General features: G+C 70.8%; 20 protein-coding genes and 2 pseudogenes. 12 read left to right on the top strand and 10 right to left on the bottom strand.

Annotation, left to right across the window (positions count from 1 at the left end):
- The first annotated feature begins 113 nt into the window (after positions 1-113).
- Complete coding sequence (locus ACFWVP_RS25730) at positions 114-422, top strand: UBP-type zinc finger domain-containing protein (protein ID WP_384500088.1); 309 nt, start codon at positions 114-116, stop codon at positions 420-422.
- Positions 423-1377: 955 nt separating this feature from the next.
- On the opposite strand, the gene ACFWVP_RS25725 is transcribed toward ACFWVP_RS25730, so the two are convergent.
- The 5 genes and pseudogenes from ACFWVP_RS25725 to ACFWVP_RS25705 all read right to left on the bottom strand — a co-directional run.
- Positions 1378-2511, bottom strand: coding sequence for a S1 family peptidase (locus tag ACFWVP_RS25725; RefSeq protein ID WP_384500102.1), 1134 nt, complete (start codon positions 2509-2511; stop codon positions 1378-1380).
- 388 nt (positions 2512-2899) lie between these two features.
- Positions 2900-4414: a carboxylesterase/lipase family protein gene (locus tag ACFWVP_RS25720; protein WP_384500087.1), complete on the bottom strand. Its 1515-nt coding sequence runs from the start codon at positions 4412-4414 to the stop codon at positions 2900-2902.
- A 129-nt stretch (positions 4415-4543) separates the two neighbouring features.
- A complete protein-coding gene (locus ACFWVP_RS25715) occupies positions 4544-6028 on the bottom strand; it encodes a UDP-N-acetylmuramoyl-L-alanyl-D-glutamate--2,6-diaminopimelate ligase (RefSeq protein ID WP_384500085.1) in 1485 nt (494 codons plus the stop codon).
- 365 nt (positions 6029-6393) lie between these two features.
- The gene (locus ACFWVP_RS25710) at positions 6394-6852 is read right to left on the bottom strand and encodes a hypothetical protein (protein ID WP_384500104.1); all 459 of its coding nucleotides are present in this window, start codon (positions 6850-6852) and stop codon (positions 6394-6396) included.
- Positions 6853-7069: 217 nt separating this feature from the next.
- Positions 7070-7390, bottom strand: a pseudogene (locus ACFWVP_RS25705) (MFS transporter); the annotation flags it as partial.
- 215 nt (positions 7391-7605) lie between these two features.
- Between ACFWVP_RS25705 and ACFWVP_RS25700 the strand changes: the two are divergent.
- The 6 genes from ACFWVP_RS25700 (at position 7606) to ACFWVP_RS25675 (ending at position 12868) form a co-directional block, all read left to right on the top strand.
- Positions 7606-8079, top strand: a complete 474-nt coding sequence (locus ACFWVP_RS25700; RefSeq protein WP_384500083.1) for a DUF5709 domain-containing protein — start codon at positions 7606-7608, stop codon at positions 8077-8079.
- 121 nt (positions 8080-8200) lie between these two features.
- On the top strand, positions 8201-9643 hold the full coding sequence (gndA, locus tag ACFWVP_RS25695; RefSeq protein ID WP_384500082.1) for an NADP-dependent phosphogluconate dehydrogenase: 1443 nt from the start codon (positions 8201-8203) through the stop codon (positions 9641-9643).
- A 94-nt stretch (positions 9644-9737) separates the two neighbouring features.
- Positions 9738-10502, top strand: a complete 765-nt coding sequence (locus ACFWVP_RS25690; RefSeq protein ID WP_384500080.1) for an encapsulin — start codon at positions 9738-9740, stop codon at positions 10500-10502.
- A gap of 46 nt (positions 10503-10548) precedes the next feature.
- On the top strand, positions 10549-11925 hold the full coding sequence (locus ACFWVP_RS25685) for a diaminopimelate decarboxylase (protein WP_384500078.1): 1377 nt from the start codon (positions 10549-10551) through the stop codon (positions 11923-11925).
- A 50-nt stretch (positions 11926-11975) separates the two neighbouring features.
- Positions 11976-12443 (top strand): MarR family winged helix-turn-helix transcriptional regulator, encoded by a 468-nt coding sequence (locus ACFWVP_RS25680; RefSeq protein ID WP_384500100.1) that lies wholly within the window; start codon positions 11976-11978, stop codon positions 12441-12443.
- Positions 12440-12868, top strand: a complete 429-nt coding sequence (locus ACFWVP_RS25675) for a hypothetical protein (protein WP_384500077.1) — start codon at positions 12440-12442, stop codon at positions 12866-12868. The genes ACFWVP_RS25680 and ACFWVP_RS25675 overlap by 4 nt, the downstream gene beginning before the upstream one ends.
- Before the next feature lie 381 nt (positions 12869-13249).
- Here ACFWVP_RS25675 and ACFWVP_RS25670 read toward each other — a convergent pair whose 3' ends face one another.
- Both ACFWVP_RS25670 and panD read right to left on the bottom strand, forming a co-directional pair.
- On the bottom strand, positions 13250-13606 hold the full coding sequence (locus ACFWVP_RS25670) for a GNAT family N-acetyltransferase (RefSeq protein ID WP_384500075.1): 357 nt from the start codon (positions 13604-13606) through the stop codon (positions 13250-13252).
- Between the two features lie 38 nt (positions 13607-13644).
- On the bottom strand, positions 13645-14070 hold the full coding sequence (gene panD / locus ACFWVP_RS25665) for an aspartate 1-decarboxylase (protein ID WP_384500073.1): 426 nt from the start codon (positions 14068-14070) through the stop codon (positions 13645-13647).
- Between the two features lie 643 nt (positions 14071-14713).
- Here panD and ACFWVP_RS25660 point away from each other — a divergent pair.
- The 4 genes from ACFWVP_RS25660 (at position 14714) to ACFWVP_RS25645 (ending at position 18423) form a co-directional block, all read left to right on the top strand.
- Positions 14714-15028, top strand: a complete 315-nt coding sequence (locus tag ACFWVP_RS25660; protein ID WP_384500071.1) for a hypothetical protein — start codon at positions 14714-14716, stop codon at positions 15026-15028.
- A 38-nt stretch (positions 15029-15066) separates the two neighbouring features.
- Positions 15067-15483: a tail fiber domain-containing protein gene (locus ACFWVP_RS25655; RefSeq protein ID WP_384500070.1), complete on the top strand. Its 417-nt coding sequence runs from the start codon at positions 15067-15069 to the stop codon at positions 15481-15483.
- Positions 15484-15945: 462 nt separating this feature from the next.
- A complete protein-coding gene (locus ACFWVP_RS25650; RefSeq protein ID WP_384500068.1) occupies positions 15946-17079 on the top strand; it encodes a cellulose binding domain-containing protein in 1134 nt (377 codons plus the stop codon).
- A gap of 249 nt (positions 17080-17328) precedes the next feature.
- A complete protein-coding gene (locus ACFWVP_RS25645) occupies positions 17329-18423 on the top strand; it encodes a lytic polysaccharide monooxygenase (protein ID WP_384500066.1) in 1095 nt (364 codons plus the stop codon).
- Between the two features lie 266 nt (positions 18424-18689).
- On the opposite strand, the gene ACFWVP_RS25640 is transcribed toward ACFWVP_RS25645, so the two are convergent.
- Complete coding sequence (locus ACFWVP_RS25640; RefSeq protein ID WP_384500064.1) at positions 18690-19802, bottom strand: alkene reductase; 1113 nt, start codon at positions 19800-19802, stop codon at positions 18690-18692.
- Positions 19803-19919: 117 nt separating this feature from the next.
- Here ACFWVP_RS25640 and ACFWVP_RS25635 point away from each other — a divergent pair, with 117 nt between their 5' ends.
- The gene (locus ACFWVP_RS25635) at positions 19920-20273 is read left to right on the top strand and encodes an ArsR/SmtB family transcription factor (RefSeq protein ID WP_384500063.1); all 354 of its coding nucleotides are present in this window, start codon (positions 19920-19922) and stop codon (positions 20271-20273) included.
- Between the two features lie 382 nt (positions 20274-20655).
- Here ACFWVP_RS25635 and ACFWVP_RS25630 read toward each other — a convergent pair.
- Both ACFWVP_RS25630 and ACFWVP_RS25625 read right to left on the bottom strand, forming a co-directional pair.
- Positions 20656-20876, bottom strand: a pseudogene (locus ACFWVP_RS25630) (transposase); the annotation flags it as partial.
- An 83-nt stretch (positions 20877-20959) separates the two neighbouring features.
- Complete coding sequence (locus ACFWVP_RS25625; protein ID WP_384500061.1) at positions 20960-21727, bottom strand: thioesterase II family protein; 768 nt, start codon at positions 21725-21727, stop codon at positions 20960-20962.
- Positions 21728-21773: the final 46 nt, after the last annotated feature.

The following is a 21773-nucleotide window of genomic DNA, read 5'->3' as shown; positions in this document are numbered from 1 at the left end:
ACCGCGCCGGACCGCGAGCGGCTGCGAGGACGGTTGGACAGACGCCGTTCCCGGCCCGAACGCCTCGGCGGAGCGGCGCCGAGGGCTGCGACCGACACGAAGGAGGCTCCGCCATGGCGGGCGAACCGACGACCCCGATCTGCGGTCACCTCGACCAGGTACGGCGCGTCACCCCGGACAGCACGGACTCCTGCCCGGCATGCGTCGCGAACGGAGACACCTGGGTCCATCTGCGCGAGTGCCAGACCTGCGGACACATCGGCTGCTGCGATTCCTCCCGTAACCAGCACGCGACCGCCCACCGCACCACGACCGGTCACCCGCTCATCCGCTCCTACGAGCCGGGCGAGACCTGGTGGTGGTGCTACGAGGACCAGATCTCCTTCGACGTCGAGGGGACCCCGCCCGCCCGCGCCGCCTGAGCACCCGCGCGCGGCGCTCAGGCTGTCCTACACGTGGCCGGCCGCACGGGGCTACGCGCCACATGGCCGCACGATTCCGCGGTGGGCCGCGGAGATTTGTGGCCCACCGCGGCCTTCTGCCGCGACGACAGCGGGGGGAAGGACGGCGCGGCGGGTCCTTCGAGCGGTCGGCTCCGGTAGAGGACGCCGAACTCGTAGAGCGGGTAGCCGCCGGGCGCCCTACGATTCCTCGGCCTTCACCCACACTTCCGGCGGCCTGGGCGACGGCTACGGGCAGGGCGGCCGCACCGGCGACGACGAGGGCCGCGACGGCGAGGCGTGCGGTGGTCCGTCCGCAAACGCGACTCCACCCGGTGGAGCTGGATGGTGCACCACGAAGGCCGCCCGCCCGGTGCGCCGTGAGCCCTTACGGACGCCCGGGCGACACCTATGGGGGAGCGCTCCCCTAGACGGTGTCGGTGTCACGTCGCTGCCGAGTACATGCCAATAGTTGGCGGCCGGTGCGCCGTGCGCGAGTAGTTGGGGCCCTGTGTCGGCGGGAGGATTCAGCACTCCCCGGCGGAAGACTCGGGAGACGCGTTTCCGCCGGCCCCCTGCTCCGCACCCGCGGCCGGGCGGGCCCGCCTCGCTCGCGACAGAGAGCCCGAGGGCGGGAGGCGCGGAGGGCGGGCCGCCAAAGGTCGTACCCAAAACCCTCGGTGGACGGGGCCGGGGACACGTCACCCGTACCCACACGCCCGTGCCGACCACGCCCCGCCGGGCGAGGCGCCGGCATGACCCGGGCAGGGCTCGGGTTCGGGTTCGGGTTCGGGGCGGGGAGGACCACGAGGTCTGCTGCGACAGAGGGCTGGCCTTCTGTCGCAGCAGACCGGTCACATGCCGCCCGACCACCGGGTCACCGGGATCGGGCGTCATCGCACGTCGTGCCGGGTGGAGCGCTGAACCACCTGGAGCGTCAGGCGGTATGGAGCGTCAGCCCGTAGCGGTTGAGGATCTCGTTGACGGGCTGGTACCAGGTCTGACCGCCGCTGCTGCAGTTGCCCCAGCCGCCCGAGGTGACACCCTGCGCCTGGTCGCCGCTGATGAACGAGCCGCCCGAGTCGCCACCTTCCGCGCACACGCTGGTCTTGGTCATCTGGCGGACGGCACCCTGGCTGTAGTTCACGGTCTCGTTCTTCGCCAGCACGTTGCCGCAGTGCCAGCGCGTGGTGGAACCGGAACGGCAGATCGAGGCGCCGATCGGCGCCTCGTTGGAGCCGCGGACCAACTGGTCCGACACGGTGCCCCAGCCGAGGACGACCGGTACGGTCCACCAACCGCTGCCCACGTTCACCCAGGCGTAGTCGTTCTCCGGGAAGGACGACCCCTGGAAGTTGCCGATGGCCGAGCCGTCCCACCCCCTGACCGACGCGCCCGCCTGGCCGCAGTGCCCGGCGGTGACGAATCCGCCGTGCACCGAGAAGCCTATGGAGCAGCGGACGTTGCCGGTGTAGTACGGGTCGCCGCCGACCGTTCCGGCGGCGAAGGTCTGCGGGGCCTCGGAGGTCTGCTTGACCGTGACCGGCCCCGCCTTGCGGGCCTTCGCGACGAACGCGCGGACATCGTTGTCACCCCGTTCGGACGCGACGACGTTCACCACGACGGTGCTCGCCCGGGGGTCGACGTGCCAGCTGCTCACACCGCTGGGTGCCGGGAGTGCGTCTATCCGCGCCTTCGCCGCGTCGAGCTGCCGGGCGGTGTGGTCGACCACACGGACGTCCGCGCCGGTCGCCCGGACCGAGCGGGCCTTCGCGCCGTCGGTCACGGCGACGGTCAGCTTTCCGCTGGCCGCGTCGAACCAGGAGCCGCCGAACGAGGCTCCGGCCGCGCTCCTGGCGGCGCCCTGCAGAGCTGTCGCCGCCTTCTCGGCGGTGATCCGGGCCTCGGCCTGACTCTTCGTCAGCCCCAGGTCCTTCTGCATGGCCGTGATCAGTCCGGCGGAGGCCTTGGGTTCGGCCGCCGTGGGGGAATCGGCAGCCGAGGCCTGGGTGAGGCCGGCGGTTGCCCAGGTGCCGATGATGAGCAGTGCGGAGAGTCCGGTCCGCACCATCGTCGTGTGTCTCAAGGGAGTGCCCCTTCTGTTGTTCCAGCATCGTGGGGGTGGAACAGAAAGCGTCCGGGAGCGCGGGAGAACAGTGGTTGAGAGCGCTCTCAGAAGAGTCGCAACGGACTGTAGTCCAGTTCGATAGGCAGGTCCATGCCAATGACCGTCCGGTTGAGTAGGTGCACTCATCCCGCGACCCCGTCAGCGGTCCTACTGTCACAGGAGAGACGCGCCGGAAACACCGCGAGGAGCAGGCAGTGGCCGGATCGCGCCGTAGGCAGCCGCGAGCCGGACTCACCACCGCCCTGGTCGGACCGCTCGCCCTGCTGCTCGGTGCCTGCGGGGTGCTGAGCATCGAGGAGTTGCCGTCGGCAGCCCGGGCCGCCGACGGCGCTCAGGGTGCGAGCAGCGGGAGCCCGGCGGCACGCCACCCCGCCCGGAACGCGTCATGCGCACCGTCGGCGTCCTCGCCGGCTGCCGTGTCCCAGATCCTCACCGCGCCCGTGGAGCCGCCGACCGCCGGCCAGCCGGGGTCACCGGTGGCGGCGAAATCGGCCCACGCACGCGTCATGCGCTTCGAGAGGTCGTGGTCGAAGCCGCCCGGCGGCCCTCCGACGAGGAAGTGGACGCTCTCCTCGTCGAGGTTGCCGAAGGCGAACGGGATGTCCGCGCAGTGCCAGGCCCAGACCCGCTCCCCCGAGCCGCCACGACGGCGGGCGAACCGGGACAGGAAGGTACGGCCGCCCGCGCGGGCGTGGGTTTCGGCGAGCCTGCTGCTGTACTCGCCGAACAGCATGTCCCCGTACACGGCGAGGAACACGTCGATGACCGGGGCGCCGGGCATGAGCTCCCGGTAGGCGTCCAGCAGTGCGGGGGTGAGCCCGAAGTCCGCCGCGAAGGCATTGAGTTGTTCCTCCGTGGTGATCTTCGCACTGCTGCCGACGGCGTCCAGCAGCCAGTACTCCTCGGTGGTGTGGCAGACCAGCAGGTCCACATCGGCCGCGCCGGGCCCGGCGGCCGCCGTCAGTGGGTCCAGGGGCAGGGTGTCGCCGCCCGCGATCGGCCCGTGGACGGCCGGGTCGTAGTGGCGCTGCCCCGATGCGGGGTCGCACCGGTAGCGGTCCGCCACGGCGTCCGAGGCGTCGACGAGGGCGCCCGGGGTGGCGGAGACCAGACCTTCGTACGTGGCCGGCACACCCGCCGCGGCGGCTACCTCCCGTGTGGTGCGGGCGGCGGACTCCGGCGTGGCGCAGGCGTTCACGGCGCTGTGCGCGACGGCGCGGCGGAACAGGCCCCGGGCCCGGTCCATCGCCATCAGGCAGGCCACCGCCGTCGCTCCGGCGGACTGCCCGGCCACGGTGACGTTGTCGGCGGCGCCGCCGAACGCGGCGATGTTGTCCCGCACCCACTCCAGCGCTGCGATCTGGTCGAGCAGGCCCCGGTTGTCCGGGCAGGAATCCCCGTCGGAGCCCGGCGGGACATGACCGAACCCCTCGAAGCCGAGACGGTAGTTGAGTGTGACGACGACGAGTCCCTCGCCGGCCAGGGCGGTACCGTCGAAGTCGGGCTGCGCCGAGGAGCCGAAGACGAAGGCGCCGCCGTGGATCCACACCAGCACCGGGAGTTCCTCACCGCCGGTGCCCGGGGTCCAGATGTTGAGGCTGAGGACGTCCTCGTCGCCGGGTGACCAGCTCGGCGCTCCGGGCAGTTGTGCCGACTGCGGGGCGACGGGCCCGAAGGCCACACAGTCCCTGACACCGTCCCAGGTGGCGGCAGGGCGCGGCGCCCGGAAGCGGCCGACGCCGAACGGCGGCGCCGCGTACGGGATTCCGCGCAGCACGAGGACCCCGGGGTCGCCTGCGGTCCGTCGTCCCCGGACCACTCCCGACCTCGTCCTGAACACCGTCATCCGCGCTCCCCCGTTGCGTCTTCCACCGCCCTTCGGACGGCTCGGGGTCAGCTTTTCACCGCGCGGCCGGTCCTGGCCAACACCCGGATCGCATCCGTTGACGCACTTCCGATGTGAATCACCGGACCGTCACAGCAGCCCCTTCGCCCGGGCGATCTCGCGCACGGTGGCCATGTCGCTGAACGGAAGCAGCTCGTCGCCGACGGTCTGGTGGGGCTCGCTGCCCTTGCCTGCGATCAGCACGATGTCGTCCGGTCCCGCCTCGGACAGGGCGAAGTCGATGGCCTGGCGGCGGTCGACGCATCGTTCGAACGGGGTGCCGGTCGCCTCGATGCCGGGTGCGACCGCGTCCAGGATGGCCTCGGGGTCCTCGTGGCGCGGATTGTCCGAGGTGAGGACGCACAGGTCGGAGTGGGTTCCGGCGATCGTCCCCATCTCGACCCGCTTGGTGGTGTCCCTGTCCCCTCCGCAACCGAAGACGGTGATGACCCGGCCTCGCGCGAAGCCCCGGATGGTGCCGAGAACCTTGTCCAGGGAGTCCGGGGAGTGCGCGTAGTCCACGATCACCGAGGTGCCCTCCGCCGTCGTCAGCCGTTCGAACCGGCCCGGGATCTGCGGCATCCGTTCGAGCGCGGCGACCAGTCCGGCCAGGTCGTGGCCCAGGAGGTGGCAGGCCGCGACCGTGGCGAGGGCGTTGGCCACCGAGAACCTGCCCGGGGAGGGGATCGCCGCCGGGTACTTACGGCCGTCGTGGTGCAGTGTGAAGCGGGTGCCCGAGGCGTCCACGGCCAGGTCGGTGGCCCGGTAGTCGGCCTCCGTATCGAGGGCGTACGTGGTCACCGCGCCGGGCATCATCGCCGGGATGGAGGCGCCCACCGGGTCGTCGGCGTTGACGACGGCCCGCTCGCACAGCCCCTGGAAGAGCCGGAGCTTGGCGTCGCGGTAGTGCTCCATCGTGCCGTGGTCGTCCAGGTGGTCCTGGCTCAGGTTGGTGAAGACCCCCACGTCGACGAAGGTGCGGTCCACCCGGTGGTTCAGCAGGCCCATCGACGTGGCCTCCAGCACGACGCTGCCCACGCCGCGGTCACGCATGCACCCCAGCAGGTACTGCAGGTCGGGCGATTCCGGCGTGGTCAGCACCGACTGCGGCATCGGGATCAGCTCGTCGCCGATCCGGCTGCCCGCCGTGCCGATCACCCCGGCCTTCGCGCCCTCGGAGATCCGCAGCACGGACTCGACCATGTACGAGACCGAGGTCTTCCCGTTGGTGCCGGTGATGGCCACCACGTCCATCTGCCGTCCCGGCTCGCCGAAGTAGCGCGAGGCGACGACCGCGGCTGCCGTACGGGTGTCCGGTACGCGCACGACGCAGACGTCCGCCTCCACCGTGGGGAGCACGCAGTCCTCGTCCACGACGACCGCTGTCGCGCCCCTGGCCACGGCGGGCGCCACCGCGTCGGGACCGCCCTCCACGTGTCCGGGGACCGCGATGAACAGCGATCCCGGCACGACCCGGTCCGCGTCGAAGGTGGTTCCCGCGGTGATCCACGTCTTGTCCGGGTCGCCCTGGAGGATGTGGTGGGCCTCCCCGGCCAGCAGCTCGCTCAGCTTCAAGATGATCCCTTCGAAGGGCTCGGGCCGCGGGCGGCCGTCGCCGGAGCACAGCTACGGCGTGCGCCGGGGCTGTGGTGGTGAAGTGGAGCGCGTGCGATGTGTGACGGGTCGCGTGGGTGAGGTGCCGTGTGCCGGGCGATGCGCGTGGCGGGAGCAGCGGGACGGGGCCGTGCCCCCGTCAGGAACCGCTGAAGACCGCTAGCCGTGCCCGTGCAGGGCGGTGCGGCAGTTCGCGGGCGCGCCGAGGACGGCCTGGTGCAGGCACGTCCTGATGACATCGATGCGACCCATGGGCCGAGTGTACGTCCGGTGGGGTGGTCCGGATTCCGCTTCGGGCGGGGGTCCGCTTCGAAAGCGGTTCCGCCTCAGGGGCGTACGGCGGCTCCCCAGCGGGTGGACGCCCTGAGCAGGGAGACGGTGAACGGGTGCTCCGGAGCGGTCAGGATCCGGTCACTGTCCCCCTGTTCGACCACCTCGCCGCCGTCCAGCACGGCGATGCGCGTGGCCGGGGCGGCGGTGTCCAGGTCGTGGGTGATCAGCACGACGCAGAGCCCGTCCCGCTGCCTGATCGGTACGGCGAGCAGGTCCAGCGGGGAACGCCGGGTGACCGGGTCGAGCCCGGAGGTGATCTCGTCGCACACCAGGACCCGGGGGCGGGCCGGCCCGGGCGAGGGCGGCACGCTGGAGTTCGCCGCCGGACAGCCGGCCGGGGGTCCGGCGTACGAGGTCGTCGCCCGGTCCGAGGCCCGCCAGGGTCTGCCGGGCCTCCGCCGCGTCGCCTCCTCGCGGCCCGCGCCGCGCAGCCGTACCGCTGTGCGCGCCACGCCACCTGGTCCAGGACGGGCCGGTGTTCGTCGAAGGCGGCCCCGGCGTCATGGAAGACGTACCGCACGGCCGCGAGCTGCTCACGGCTCCGGTCGCGCAGGCTGCGGGGCAGGGCCGCACCGTCGAGCAGCACCGGGCCGGCCGCCGAGCAGCACCTGGTCCAGCACGTCGCGGCCGACGAAGTCCGTGCCGAGCAGGTGGCCGCCGCCCGAGGTGGGCTCGGAAGTCGACGAGGAGGAGGGCGCCGCCCAGGAGTGGGCCTATGAGGGCGCCGGTGGTCGCGAAGACGTTGAAGAGCGCGAACGCCTCGGCCCTTCGCTCCTCCCCCGCCTCCTGGGCGAGGTAGGTGCGGACGGCGGGGTTGAACAGGGCTCCGGCCACTCCGCTGAGCACTGAGGCGGCGAGCAGGACCGGCAGTCCGTCGCCGAGCGCGAACAGGGCGAATCCGACGGTGCGTATCGCGCAGCCGGCGATGATGACGCCGCGGGCCCCGAGCCGGTCGGCGGCCGAGCCGCCTATGAGGAAGAGGCCCTGCTGGAGGGGGCTGTCCGGCCCGACCGGACACACGCTATCGATAAACATTTTCATTGCCATCTGAAACTCCGTCACGACCGCGCGGAACCCGCCTTCCGTTGCGCCCCCGGCAGGACCGGAGTGGAATTGCGTACAGGGACCCGGAAAGGGCGCGACCAACCCCGGCACCCCGCGACGCGGCGGCAGCCCCATCCACCCCGGACCGAAAGGGACACGCCATGACCGACACCGACCGCGGGGACGACGTCTACCAGCCCCAGGAACCGGAGGCCTCGGACCCCGCCGATCTGCTCGACGTGGAGGACACCCTGGACGACACCGGGGTCACCGATGTCCTCGACGAGGGCTACTCCCCGCCCGACCGCCCGTGGGCGGTCGACGACGAGGGCACCACCGCGTCGGAACAGCACACCGGCGAGACCCTGGACAGCCGCCTGACCAGGGAGGTTCCTGAAACCACCGCATTCCCCGACGACCCCGGGGACCTGGCCGACGGGGACGGGGAGCTCTATGACACGGAAGTGGGCATAAACCGCGCCGGGCGGCTCACACAGGGTGGCGACGGCCATGTGCCGGCCACGATGACCGCCCAGGACGTCGGGATCGACGGTGCGGCGGCGTCCGCCGAGGAGGCGGCGATGCACGTGATCCCCGAGGAGGAGGACGTCTTCGGGGAAGAGCCCCTGCGCTGAACGCACCACCGGCGGCGCACATACCCCTTACCGGCCACGCGCCCCCGACCGGCCTGTCCTCGTCCGGCCACCTTCCGGCACCCCGAACCGGCACCCCCCAACAGATTGCGGGAGCACACAGATGAGCGGCACTGCGCAGATCGGCGTCACAGGACTCGCGGTGATGGGCCGCAACCTCGCCCGGAACTTCGCCCGCAACGGCTTCACCGTCGCGGTGCACAACCGCACCACCGCGAAGACCGACGCCCTGGTCAAGGAGTTCGGCGACGAGGGCGCCTTCGTCGCCGCACACACCCCGCAGGAGTTCGTCGCCGCCCTGGAACGCCCCCGCCGCCTGATCGTCATGGTGAAGGCAGGCGAGCCGACGGACGCCGTGATCAGGGAGTTCGCCCCGCTCCTGGAGGAGGGTGACGTCATCATCGACGGCGGAAACGCCCACTTCGAGGACACCCGCCGCCGCGAGAAGGAGCTGCGCGGGCGCGGGATCCACTTCGTCGGCGTGGGCATCTCGGGCGGCGAGGAGGGCGCGCTGGACGGGCCGAGCATCATGCCGGGCGGCTCCGAGGAGTCGTACGCCTCACTCGGCCCCATGCTGGAGAAGATCGCCGCGAAGGCGGAGGACGGCACGCCCTGCACCACCCACATCGGGCCGGACGCGGCCGGTCACTTCGTGAAGATGGTCCACAACGGCATCGAGTACGCCGACATGCAGCTGATCGCGGAGGCGTACGACCTGCTGCGCTCGGTCGCGGGCTACTCCCCCGCGCGGATCGCCGAGACCTTCCGCGGCTGGAACACCGGCCGGCTCGACTCCTACCTGATCGAGATCACCGCCGAGGTGCTCGCCCACCAGGACGCGGCCACCGGCAGGCCATTCGTCGACATCGTGCAGGACCGGGCCGAGCAGAAGGGCACCGGCCGCTGGACGGTGCAGATCGCGTTGGACCTGGGCGTCCCGGTGTCCGGTATCGCCGAGGCCGTCTTCGCCCGCTCCCTGTCCGGCCACGCGGACCTGCGGGAGGCCGCCCGCGGCCTGCCGGGGCCGACGGCGAAGCCGCTGGGCGAGGACGAGGCCGCGGCCTTCGCCGACCGGGTGGAGCAGGCGTTGTACGCGTCCAAGATCGTGTCGTACACCCAGGGCTTCCACCAGATCCGGGCCGGCAGCGAGGCGTACGACTGGGGCATCGACCTCGGGGCCGTGGCGGCGATCTGGCGGGCCGGCTGCATCATCCGCGCGGCGTTCCTGGACCGGATCAGGGCGGCGTACGACAGCCGGCCCGACCTGCCGGGCCTCCTCTCCGACCAGCAGTTCGCCCAGGAGATCGGTGCGGCGCAGGACGACTGGCGCAGTGTGATCGCCGAGGCCGTACGGCAGGGGGTGCCGACGCCCGGCTTCGCCGCCTCGCTCTCGTACTACGACGGACTGCGTGCCGACCGGCTGCCGGCGGCGCTCACCCAGGGCCAGCGGGACTTCTTCGGCGCGCACACCTACCGGCGTACCGACCGCGAGGGCTCGTTCCACACGCTCTGGGGCGGCGACAGGTCGGAGACCACCGCCGGCTGACGGCTGGTGCGGGGCCTCTGCGCCCGGGCCGGACCTCGGCCGGTCGGGGCGCCCGGGCCGGACCTCCCGGGGTGCGGCCGCGGGCGCGTCGTGGATGAGTGGCAGGGAGTCCTGTCCACCACACAGGCAGTGCGCGCATGCCCGACGCCGTCGCGGTCCAGCCCGTGGTAACCCGCTGACCGGCGCACTGGTCGAGGTCTCCACGACGAACCCGGCGGCGAATCAGCCGTGCGTGAGGTGCTGCCCGATCTCGCCGCGTTCGCCCGTTCGATCGGGTTCCGGTTGCCGGGTCGGCGTGTGTGACGGGCTTCGGTTCGCAGGCGTGGGACAGGCTGTCCTCCGGCCCCGCCCGGCGGACCTCGACCCCTTCCAGGAGTTGCGAGGTCCGCGCCACCGTGCTCCGGCCACCCCGGGTGACCTGCTCTTCCACGTCCGGGTCGAACAGATGGACGCGTTCACCGACATCGAGCTCGCCGACGACGTCAAGCCGGCCGACTCCCATGCAGCCCTGACCACGATCACCGACCCCGACGGGACGGAACACGGCATCCTGCGCACCGACACGCCCTTCGGCAGCTTCGAACAGGGCGCGTTCACCGAGGCCACGGAGACCTCCGGCCACGGCCACCCGGTCGCCACCCATCTGGTCCGGCTCCTGGACGAGCCGGTCCTGCGGGCGCCGGCCGTCACCGGCGGGGTGCTGCTGTCCACCCGTGGCGGCGACTTCGAACTGCGCCTGGGCCAGGACCTGTCCATCGGCTACCTGGACCACGACGCGACGAGCATCCGGCTCTACTTCCATCAGGCCTTCACCTTCCGGATGCTGACGCCCGAGGCCGTGGTCCCGATCATCGCCTGAACCGATACGCCGGACCGACGCGGCCCTTCTCACCGACACTGGCCGTATGACTTCGACACCTTCCGCACGTGACCTGGTCTCCTCGTCCGCCCCCTCCTCCGCCGTCGCCGACACGGTCCGCAGGGCCGTCGCCGAAGGACTGCTGGGTGAGGAGCAGCCCGTCGCCGGTTTCCTGGACGCCGACGGGGTGCGCGGCTCCGTCACCGCGCTGCGTGAGGCCTTCGCGGCAGTGCCTGGCGTACGGGTCCTGCACACCTTCGCCGCGAAGGCCGCCTCTCTCGTCCCGGTGCTGCGGCTGCTCGCCGACTGCGGGATGGGCTGCGAGGTGGCGAGTCCGGGCGAGCTGCGCCTCGCCGTCGAGGCCGGTTTCGCCCCGGAGAGGATCGTCCTGGACTCGCCCGCGAAGACCCGTGACGAACTCAGGACGGCCTTCGCGCTCGGGGTGGCCGTGAACGCCGACAACTTCGGTGAACTCCGCCGTATCGACGAGCTGCGCCCGCACGGATCGGCGTCCGTCGTCGGTCTGCGGATCAATCCCCAGGTGGGCGGTGGCTCCATCGGGGCGATGAGCACGGCGACGGCCGCCTCGAAGTTCGGTGTGGCCCTGCGCGATCCGGGGGGCCGCGAACAGATCGTGCGGGCGTTCGCCGAGCGGCCCTGGCTGACCCGGTTGCATGCCCATGTCGGCTCGCAGGGCTGCCCGCTGGAGCTCATCGCGGAGGGCGTCGCCGAGACGTACCGGCTGGCCGAGGAGATCAACGGGGCGGTGGGCGGCCAACAGATCACCAGCCTCGACATCGGTGGCGGGCTGCCGGTCAACTTCGCCGACGACGAGGTCCGCCCCTCGTTCGGCGACTACGTGGCCGTGCTCCGGGCCTCGGTTCCGGGGCTGTTCGACGGACGCTACGACCTGGTCACCGAATTCGGCCGGTCCCTGCTCGCGAAGAACGGCTTCATCGGGGCGCGCGTGGAGTACACCAAGGAGGCGGGCGGGCGCCGCGTCGTACTCACCCACGCCGGCGCGCAGATCGCCACCCGGACGGTCTTCATGCCGGAGGCCTGGCCGCTGCGGGTAGGCGCGTTCGACGCGGAGGGGCGTCCACGGGTCGGTCCGCCGATGGTCCAGGACATCGCGGGGCCCTGCTGCTTCGCCGGGGACGTCGTGGCGCACGGCCGGGAGCTGCCCGAGCTGCGGGAGGGTGACTACGTGGTCCTGTACGACACCGGCGCGTACTACTTCTCTACGCACTGGGCCTACAACAGCCTGCCCCGGCCGGCTGTGTACGGCTTCGCCGCAGGCGCCGGCGGGAACGGCGTGCGCTTCGTCCCGGTGCGTGACGCGCAGTCGCTCGACTCGCTCGCGGAGGAGAGCGGGCTCGGTCACGCGGACGCGCTGACGGGTCTGGGGGGCGACACTATTTAGTAGCCATGGACATAATATCCATGTACTTTACTTTCATGGACAGCCCACCCCTGAGCGGCACCCCCGAAGGACCGACGCCCGGCTTCCTCGTCTGGCGCCTCTCCATGAAATGGCGCGTCGCGGTGGACAGGGCGCTCGCACCACTGGGCCTGACCCATGCGCAGTATTCGCTGATGGGATCGCTCCTCGGCATGCGCGAGGCCGGCGAGCGCCCCAGCCAGCGGCGGCTCGCGGACCACACGGGGCTCGAAGCCCTGTACGTGTCGAAGCTGGCCCGCTCACTGGAGTCGGCCGGCCTCGTCGAGCGCACACCCGATCCGGCCGACACCCGCGCGGTCCAGCTGGCCCTCACCGACGAGGGGCAGGCGGTAGCCGTGCGTGCGGTCGCGGTCGTACGGGAGCTCATGGACCGGCTGCTGGCCCCGCTGGGCGGGGCCGGGGGGGCGGGAACCGAGGCGTTCGTCCGGGAGCTGACCGCACTGCTGAACGAGCCATCACACCCTGAGGAGCAGCCATGACCACCACGACCGTCAACGGCCAGATCATCGGCCAGGCGCACTACGCCACGCGAGCCGTACTGGAAAGCCTGCTGGCCAGGTCCGGGACCACGTTCCACCAGGCCGTGGCGCTCAACGCGACCGCCGACGGCGCCGGGGCGACGAAGCGGGCGCTCACGGACCGGATGACCTCCACGCTCAAGATCGAGACGGGGACCGCCGAGGCGGCGGTCGACTCGCTGATCGACGGCGGCCTGCTGGCGGAAACCGGGGCAGGCCTGGAGCTCACGGCTTCCGGCCGCGCCCGCCAGGACGGGATCCGGACCGGAACGGCCCGGATCACCGCCGGACTCTACGCGGATCTGCCTGCCGAGGACCTGGCCGCGGCCGGCCGCGTCCTGACCGTGCTCACGGAGCGGGCGAACGTGGTCCTGGCCGCGGGATAGCTCCTGACCGGCGGCTCATCCGGCAGGCTGGGGGGAGGGTTCCGGCTCGGGCACGGGCTCCGGGTCCGGGCTCGGCGGCTGCGGTATCGGGTCCGGCGCCGGACCGGGAGGCACGGGCCCCGGCGGCACGGGCGGCGGGGAGGGCACCGGCGTCGGCGGTCCGGGCGGGGGCGTCGGCGCGGGCGGTACGGGGTCGGGGTACGGATGGGTCATCTCGGGCCTCCAACAGCGGCGAAACGTGTACGTGGATCTCTTCTCCACCGTCTCCCCGTGCGGCTGCCCGCGCCTGCCGAATCCACACGTCCTGCCGTACCGCCCGGCGGCCTCCGCCAGGCTTCAAGAGCCTTCGGCCCGCCAGGCCTCAGCGGCCTCCGCCAGTCGTCAGAGCAGCTCCGGATGCGAGTCGAGCTGCCGAAGTGCTTCCTTCACGAGCTCGTCGGGAGCTACCGGAACCTTCTCGGGGTGGCGCTGGGCCCACTTCACGACGTACGGGCAGAGCGGGACGACCGGAACGCCCTCCCGTGCCGCCATGCCGTAGAACTCCGTGGCCAGGGCACCCGCGATGCCCTTGCCCTCGTGCGCCGGCTCGACGACGGTGTGCACGGGGACGAGGGCGCCGGGCTCGGGAGTCATCACGAAGTACGCGATGACTCCGGCGGCCGCACCACCCTCGTACGCCACGAGCTTGCCGTGCCCCCGGTCGTCACGGATCTCGAAGGTGAGGTTCTCTGCTGCCATGACGGCTCCCTTGCTGGGTGGACGCGATTACGAGGGAATCAGTCGCGCGTGGGAACGGCGTGCGGGCTCCGCTCGGTGCGGGTGCCCGGCACGGGGGCCGACGCGTCGGCCCCCAGGGCCACGACGCGGTTCCCGGCGTCGACGTGCACGACGCTCGGCACCAGCGCACGGGCCTCGGCATCGTCGACCTGGGCGTAACTGATCAGAATGACCAGGTCACCGGGGTGCACGAGGTGGGCGGCCGCGCCGTTGATCCCTATGACGCCGGAACCGCGCTCCCCCTCGATGACGTACGTCTCGAGCCGGGCACCGTTGTCGATGTCGACGATGTGGACGAGCTCACCGGGCAGCAGGTCGGCCGCGTCCATCAGATCCGCGTCGACCGTCACGGAACCGACGTAGTGGAGGTCGGCCTGGGTCACGGTCGCCCGGTGAATCTTCGACTTGAACATTGTACGCAACATCAAGGCACTCCCACGAGTAGGCTCCCTGCCTGCGTTTTTGCAGGTCAAGGGCTGTTTCGACACCCTATAGCCAGTCCCACGTCCGGGCAGCTCCCCCCAGGCTTTCCAGGACTCATGCTGACCACTTGCCGACTTTCCTGACACTCCGTCAGGCGATCGGAGAAGGGCCACACCCCCTCACGGACCCCACCGCGGCGGCCCAAGCCTACGCAGCACCGGCGAAGGACGTCCGTGACCACGGTCACACGTACGGGCTGGCCGGAAATCGGGCCACGCACCCCGAAGGCCACCTGCGGCAAGTCCTTTCGCGCCCTGTCCTGGGGGAAGGTACTGACAGGCCCATGCCCTGAGTGATCATCCACGCGACGAGGGGCTGACGCTGCGGCGCCTCCTGCCCTCGGCCCCCTGCCCGACTGCTGTTGCGACAGCAACGATATGACGCACGTCACCGCGCGCGGAGGCACAACGCGAACGAGAGATGGGGACTGCTGCTCGTCCTCGACGTCGACGGTGCGCCGGGTGGGGCGCCGATCGTGCTGCGAGCGTGGGCCAGGGGAGCCGCGGAAACCTACGTGCCTTTTAAGGCAATAGGCCGTTAGGGGTGTCGCGGACGCACTCGGCGTCCCGGTTGGAAGGATGCTGGATGTCCACGAAACGCGTTGCCCGCCGCCTACTTGTGCTGACAGCTACGGCGGCTGCCGGTACGGGGGCATTGAGCGTCCCGGCCGTCGCGAGCACGAACGTTCTGGCGGCAGGCAACGCCGCTTACGACACCACGATGATCAACAAAGACCGTGTGGTCACGGCGGTCGGCGCGACGGCTCACAGCAGCGGGATGGGTAGCGGTCTGGTCCAGCTTCCGGTGAACAGTCCGCAGAACCGCGGTGGCGGAGGCAGCCTGCTCTTCTCGGATCGTGAGCTGAAGACTGAGGTCACCGCGGTGGTCTGGGAGCGATGAGCTACCGGCGGTTGAAAGGATCCTTGGCCAGGACAGGTATGTCGGTACTGGTCAGGATGCGCCTGCGTCAGAGGGTTTCTGCGGCTGGTCTGGCGTCCGGTGCCGTGTCGGGTGCCGTACGCGGTAGCGGTCCGGTCAACGGTTACCAGGTACTGGAACAGGTGGTGCAGCTGCCGGTCAGCACGTGGCGGTACCACTGGGACCCGCCGCACGTACGTCATCTGGGCCCCATGGCGCAGGACTGGTGGAAAGCGTTCGGGGTCGGTGAGAACGATCGGACGATCTGCTGCACCGATGCCAACGGGGTGGCCATCGTCGCCATCCAGGCACTGCACCGGGAACTGACCGAACTGCGGGGCGAAGTCGCAGCCCTACAAGCCGGAAGTTCACGGCAGACACAGCCGAGCCGTGTATCTGCGCGCACGAGATCTGAGAAGGCCGCAGATCAACCGTAGAAGCACCTGCGTGTCAATTGGGCTGCTCAGTGGTGACACCCCAGCAGCACGGAGTGCCAACTGGGCTGAACAGTCTCAGTAGACGGCTTCGTGCCACGAGATGCGGGAGGCGCGCAGGGCCCGGCCCTCCGGTGGAGGGCCGGGCCGGCTGTTTACGAGTCGGCCCGAGCCGCCTTCGCGCACCCTGCCGATGGCCGGCGGACCGGCCCGGTGTGGAGGCGCCGGAGCTCTCATGGCGCCCCACCCCGGGAGCGCTCCCAAAGTCGTGCGGCTCAACCCCTGCCCCTGACCTGCCCCTTGGAATCCGTTTGCCGCATTCCGTCCCGATGGGTTGTCAGGGAGACACCGACGCTCCTACAGTCCCCTACGAACCGCGGGTGGGAGCGCTCCCAGTCAAGACGGCTGGGGCGCTCCCGATTCCCTGATCGCCCCACCCGGTCATCCCTCCTGGAGAGGCCCCGCATGCGAGCGTCACCCCACGGCCCCAGAACCTCGCGCAGCCTGCTCCGCACGCTGCTCCTCGCTCTCGCCAGCGTGGCGGCCGTCCTGGCCGCTGCTCCGGCGGCCCACGCGGACACCCTGGTCTGCGAACAGTACGGTTCGACGACGATCCAGGGCCGCTACGTGATCCAGAACAACCGCTGGGGCACCAGCGCCCCCCAGTGCGTCACCGCTACCGACAGCGGCTTCAGGGTGACCCAGGCCGACGGCTCCGTCCCCACGAACGGCGCCCCGAAGTCCTATCCCTCGGTCTTCAACGGCTGTCACTACACAAACTGCTCGCCCGGGACGAACCTCCCGGCGCAGGTCAGCGGTATCGCCAGCGCCCCCAGCAGCATCTCCTACGGCTATGTCGGCGACGCGGTGTACAACGCGTCGTACGACATCTGGCTGGACCCCACGCCCAAGAAGGACGGTGTGGGCCGCACCGAGATCATGATCTGGTTCAACAAGGTCGGCCCGATCCAGCCGATCGGCTCGCAGGTCGGCACCACCTCCGTGGGCGGGCGCACCTGGCAGGTGTGGACGGGCTGCAACGGCTCCAACGACGTCATCTCCTTCGTCGCCCCGTCGGCCGTCGCCGGCTGGAGCTTCGACGTCATGGACTTCGTCCGGAACACCGTCTCCCGCGGCATGGCCCAGAACAACTGGTATCTCACCAGTGTCCAGGCCGGCTTCGAGCCATGGCAGAACGGTGCCGGGCTCGCGGTGAACTCCTTCTCCTCGGCCGTGAACCTCGGGACTCCGGGCACCGGCGATCCGAGTGGGCCCGGGGACCCGGTGACGGCCTGCAAGGTGACCTACGCGACGAACGTCTGGACCGGCGGCTTCACCGCCGACGTCACGGTCGCCAACACCGGTTCGACGCCCGTCGACTCCTGGAAGCTGTCCTTCACCCTGCCCTCCGGGCAACGCGTCACCAACGCGTGGAGCGCCACCGTCAGCGGGCCGTCCGGAGCGGTGACGGCGACCGGCCTCGCGCACAGCGCCCGGATAGCGGCCGGCGCCAGCCAGACGTTCGGTTTCCAGGGGACCTACAGCGGCACGTTCTCGCAGCCGTCCGGATTCAGCCTCAACGGCGCCCGCTGCGCCTGAGTCCGGCGCACGACCACGGGCCCGCCCCCTCACCTCCCCGCACGTACGGGGCGGGCCCCGCGCTCCCCGCCCGCCTCGCCGCCGAACCGCCCCGGGTTCACCGCCGCCCCGGTCCGCGTACGGCACCCCCAGACCCCTCGCCCATCAAGACGGGCGCCTTCCCCGCAGGGCGAGGGTTCCCTCACCGGACGGTGACAGAAGGAGACAGGCGCAATCGGAAGAAGTCCCCACACAGGCACAGGAGACACCATGGCTCGACGCAAGAGACAACTTGTTTCCCTGGCAGCGGTGTTCGCGACCCTGCTCGGCGGAATCGCCCTGACCCTGCTGGGCCAGGGCAACGCGCAGGCGCACGGCGTGACGATGACTCCGGGCTCGCGTACCTACCTCTGCTGGCTGGACGCCAAGACCAGCACCGGCTCCCTGGACCCGACCAACCCGGCGTGCAAGGCCGCGCTCAGCGAGAGCGGCTCGACGGCGCTGTACAACTGGTTCGCCGTGCTCGACTCCAACGCGGGTGGACGAGGGGCCGGTTACGTCCCGGACGGAAAGCTGTGCAGCGCCGGCGACCGGTCGCCGTACAACTTCACCGGATACAACGCCGCCCGCTCCGACTGGCCCCGGACGCACCTGACAGCCGGCCGGACGATCCAGGTCAAGCACAGCAACTGGGCCGCGCACCCGGGCTCCTTCCGGGTGTACCTGTCCAAGCCCGGCTACTCGCCCAGCACCGAGCTGGGCTGGGACGACCTGGACCTGATCGAGACCGTCACCGACCCGCCCCAGACGGGCTCCCCGGGCACGGACGGCGGCCACTACTACTGGGATCTGGACCTGCCCTCGGGCCGCTCGGGTGACGCGGTGATGTTCATCCAGTGGGTGCGCTCCGACAGCCAGGAGAACTTCTTCTCCTGCTCCGACGTCGTCTTCGACGGCGGCAACGGCGAGGTCACCGGCATCCGGGGCTCGGGTGGCACCCCGAACCCGACGCCCACACCGACCCCGGACCCGACCCCCACGCCGACCGACCCGCACAGCGGGTGCATGGCCGTCTACCGCGTGACCAACTACTGGAGCGGCGGATTCCAGGGGTCCGTCGAGGTCATGAACCACGGCACGACGGCGCGTGACGGCTGGGCGGTGAAGTGGACACCCGGCGCCGGAGCCAAGATCAGCAGCGTGTGGAACGGCGCACTGAACACTGGGTCCGACGGCACGGTCACGGTCAGGAGTCTCGACTACAACCGGTCCATCCCACCGGACGGCAGCGTCACCTTCGGATTCACAGCGACATCGACCGGTAACAACCTCCCGGTCGGCTCGATCGGCTGCGTCAACCCGTAGCCGCTGACAGAGGCAGCGCCGGCTCCCGCATCTCGGGGAGCCGGCGCTGTCGTGCTTCCCTGCTGACAGGGCCACCGTGGCGGCGGCCGGCGGGCGACACCGCCGCTACCGCCGGTCAATGGCGTGAAGCTCCTGGTGGACCCCGTACGCGCCTCACCGGCACTACGCCTGACGAGCGACGGCCGGGACGGCTCCCCCGCGGCCGCAGGCCGACTCTTCGGTCGCGGCCAACCCGCGGCCGCGTGGGGAGCCCGTCGTCAGACGCTTCAGCTCGCCCGGAGGAAGGGATAGTCGGTGTAGCCTTCGGCGCCCGTCGCGTAGAACAGTGCGGGCCGCTGTTCGTTCTCCGGGTGCTCACCCTGCCAGCGCTCGACCAGGTCGGGGTTGGCGATGACCGCGCGGCCGACGGCTACGGCGTCGGCGTGGGCGGCCTCGATCAACCGCGCCGCCTCGTCACGTGTGGTGACCGAGGCGAAACCGCTGTTGGCGATCACCTTGCCGCCGAAGCGTCGGCGCAGCTCCTGGGCCAGCTGCCCTTCCGGTTCCTTGTGCAGCACGGAGAGGTAGGCCAGGCCCAGCGGGCGCAACTGATCGAGCAGGGTGCCGTAGGTGGCCAGAACGTCGTCGCGGTCGGTCTCCAAGGCATCCTGGATGTTGTGTTCAGGCGAGATGCGCAGCCCGACGCGCCCGGCGCCTACGGCGTTCGCCACAGCCGTGACCACCTCGACGACGAAGCGAGCGCGGTTCTCCGGTGAACCGCCGTACTCGTCGGTGCGCCGGTTGGACGCCGGGGAGAGGAACTCGTGCAGCAGGTAGCCGTTGGCGCCGTGAATCTCGACACCGTCCATTCCCGCCTCTACGGCCCTGCGGGCGGCGGCGACGAAGTCCTCCAGGGCCGTCCGGGCCTCCTCGACGGTCAGCGCTTCCGGCACCGGGTAGGGCTTCTTGCCCGTCTCCGTGTGCGTCTCGGCGTCGATCGCGAGCGCGCTGGGGGCGACGACGCGGCGGCCGCCGTTGATGTCGGGATGAGTGGCACGTCCGCCGTGCATGAGCTGCATCACGACGCGGCCACCGCGGGCGTGCACCGCCTCGGCTACCCTTCGCCAGCCGGCGACCTGCTCATCTGTGACCATGCCCGGCTGTCCGACGAAGGCCTGCGATTCGTGGCTGGTGTAGGTGCCCTCGGTGATGATCAGCCCGATACTCGCCCGCTGCCGGTAGTGCTCGACCACCAGGTCCCCCGGAACCCCGGAAGAGCCGGACCGCGACCGGGTCAGGGGCGCCATGACGACGCGGTTGGCGAGCACGATGTCACCGAGAGTAACCGGCGAGAAAAGGGAGACAACGTCTGAAGCCGGTGCGGCTGACGAAGAGGTCATAAACAATGATTCCTTACTTAAAGGCCCTTAATGGAACAAGATGCCCCCCGCATCGCTACTGTAGTCTATGTACGCGCACACGCGAACATAGGGTTGAGTGGACAGTATGCTCGGACCATGGCCAGCCGCACGTCCTCCCCGCTCCTCCATCCGGACGAAGAAGAACTCGACCTGTTCAAGATCATGAGTGCGCTGGCGGACCCGGTCCGGCTCGGCATCGTGATGACCCTCTCCTCGCGCCCGGGCCTGGCTTGCAGCGGCTTCTACCAGGACGTCACGAGATCAGCCCTCACCCGACACTTCCGCATCCTGCGCGAGACCGGCCTGATCCGGCAGCACGATGTCGGCACTCGCCGCATCAACACCCTGCGCAAGGAAGAGCTCGACCGCCGCTTCCCCGGCCTGATCGACCTCGTGATCAGGGAAGGCACCGACCATGTGCCCACCGACCCGGGGGCCACGCCCGCCTGACACACCGCGTACCGGCACGCGCCGGCCCTGGATCAGGGGGTAGGTGACGGTGGTGGCGTCCCCGTCCGCACGGAGGTATCCGTTGGGGTCGGTGTCGAGGAAGGCCGCACTTCCCGGCCTGAGGTGCCGTCCGATGGCACGGAGGAGATCGATCTTCTCCTCGTGGCTCTGGGCCAGCACGAACGTGTTCTTGGACAGGGTGACGACGTCGAACGGGGAATCGCGCTGAAGATCCCGGAAATCGGCTTCGACCGCGTCGACATCGCGGTCACCGCGCCTGCCCTCCAGCGGGTCCGACGAGGGCGTGGGGCGTCGACGGCCACGACCTGCGCACCGACGTCGGCGAGCGCGAACGACGACACACCCATTCCTGCCCCCAGATCCAGAACGGACCGCCCGGCCGGCTGCGATGGCGTTTCCAAACGGTCTCCCACGGCCGGACCGCTCCGGTAGATCCCTCCACCGCACGCCCGTCCGGACCCGGTAGAGCACCCCGTTGATCACCCGACGGTGGTCACTCCCCCGGCCCCCGCGGGCACCACCGGGAGGCAGGAACGACTCCAGCCGGTCCCACTCCGCATTCGTCGGATCCCCACGGCCCATACAGACAGCCTGGCCCCGACACCCCCGCACACGTCAGGAGATCCGGGAGGGATCGCCCAGACGACTCCTCGCCGGCAGGCCGGTCAGCCCGTGCCCACCGGTACGGCCGCCCGTTCGGCGATCATTCGGAGGATCTCCTGCTGGTGCGCGACGAGGTAGAAGTGGCCGCCTCCGAAGACGCGGAACTCGAAGGCCCGTTCCGTGTGCCGCGACCAGGCCCGTGCCTCGTCGAGGGTGACCTTGGGGTCGTTGTCGCCCACGAGGCTCCACACCGGGCAGTGCAGCGGGGGGCCCGGCTCGTAGACATAGGTCTCAGCGGCGCGGTAGTCGGCGCGGATCGCCGGCAGGGCCATGCGGATCAGTTCAGGGTCGTCGAGGATGGCCGATTCCGTACCGCTCAGCAGCCTCATCTCCTCGACGATGCCGTCGTCGTCCCGCAGGTGAACGGTCTCCGTGCGCGGTGCGGCGGGGGCCCGGCGCGCGGAGGCGAACAGGGCGTGCGGCACGACGCCGTGGTCGCGCTCGAGGCGACGCGCGACCTCGAACCCGAGGGTCGCTCCCATGCTGTGCCCGAACAGGACCAACGGACGGTCCGTCCACTCCAGGAGTACGGAGGTAACCTGGTCGGCCAGGGCGGCGATCGTGGCGACGCAGGGTTCGGCCCGCCGGTCCTGACGCCCCGGATACTGCACGGCGAGCACGTCCGTGTCGGCGGGCAGGCCGGCCGACACGGACCGGTAGAAACTCGCCGACCCGCCCGCGTGTGGCAGGCACACCACCCTGACCGCCGCGTCCGGGCGGGGGTGGTAACGGCGGATCCACAGGCGGTTGAGCTCGGCCGACGTGGTCATGGAGTGCGGTTCCCCTCGTGGCGGCGGCGCGGACCGGGCGTGCCCC

The sequence above is a fragment of the Streptomyces sp. NPDC058637 genome, from assembly GCF_042717325.1.
Taxonomy (GTDB): Bacteria; Actinomycetota; Actinomycetes; order Streptomycetales; family Streptomycetaceae; genus Streptomyces.
The sequence above is the reverse complement of the archived record's forward strand: the minus strand, read 5'-3'. Positions and strand labels throughout refer to the sequence as shown.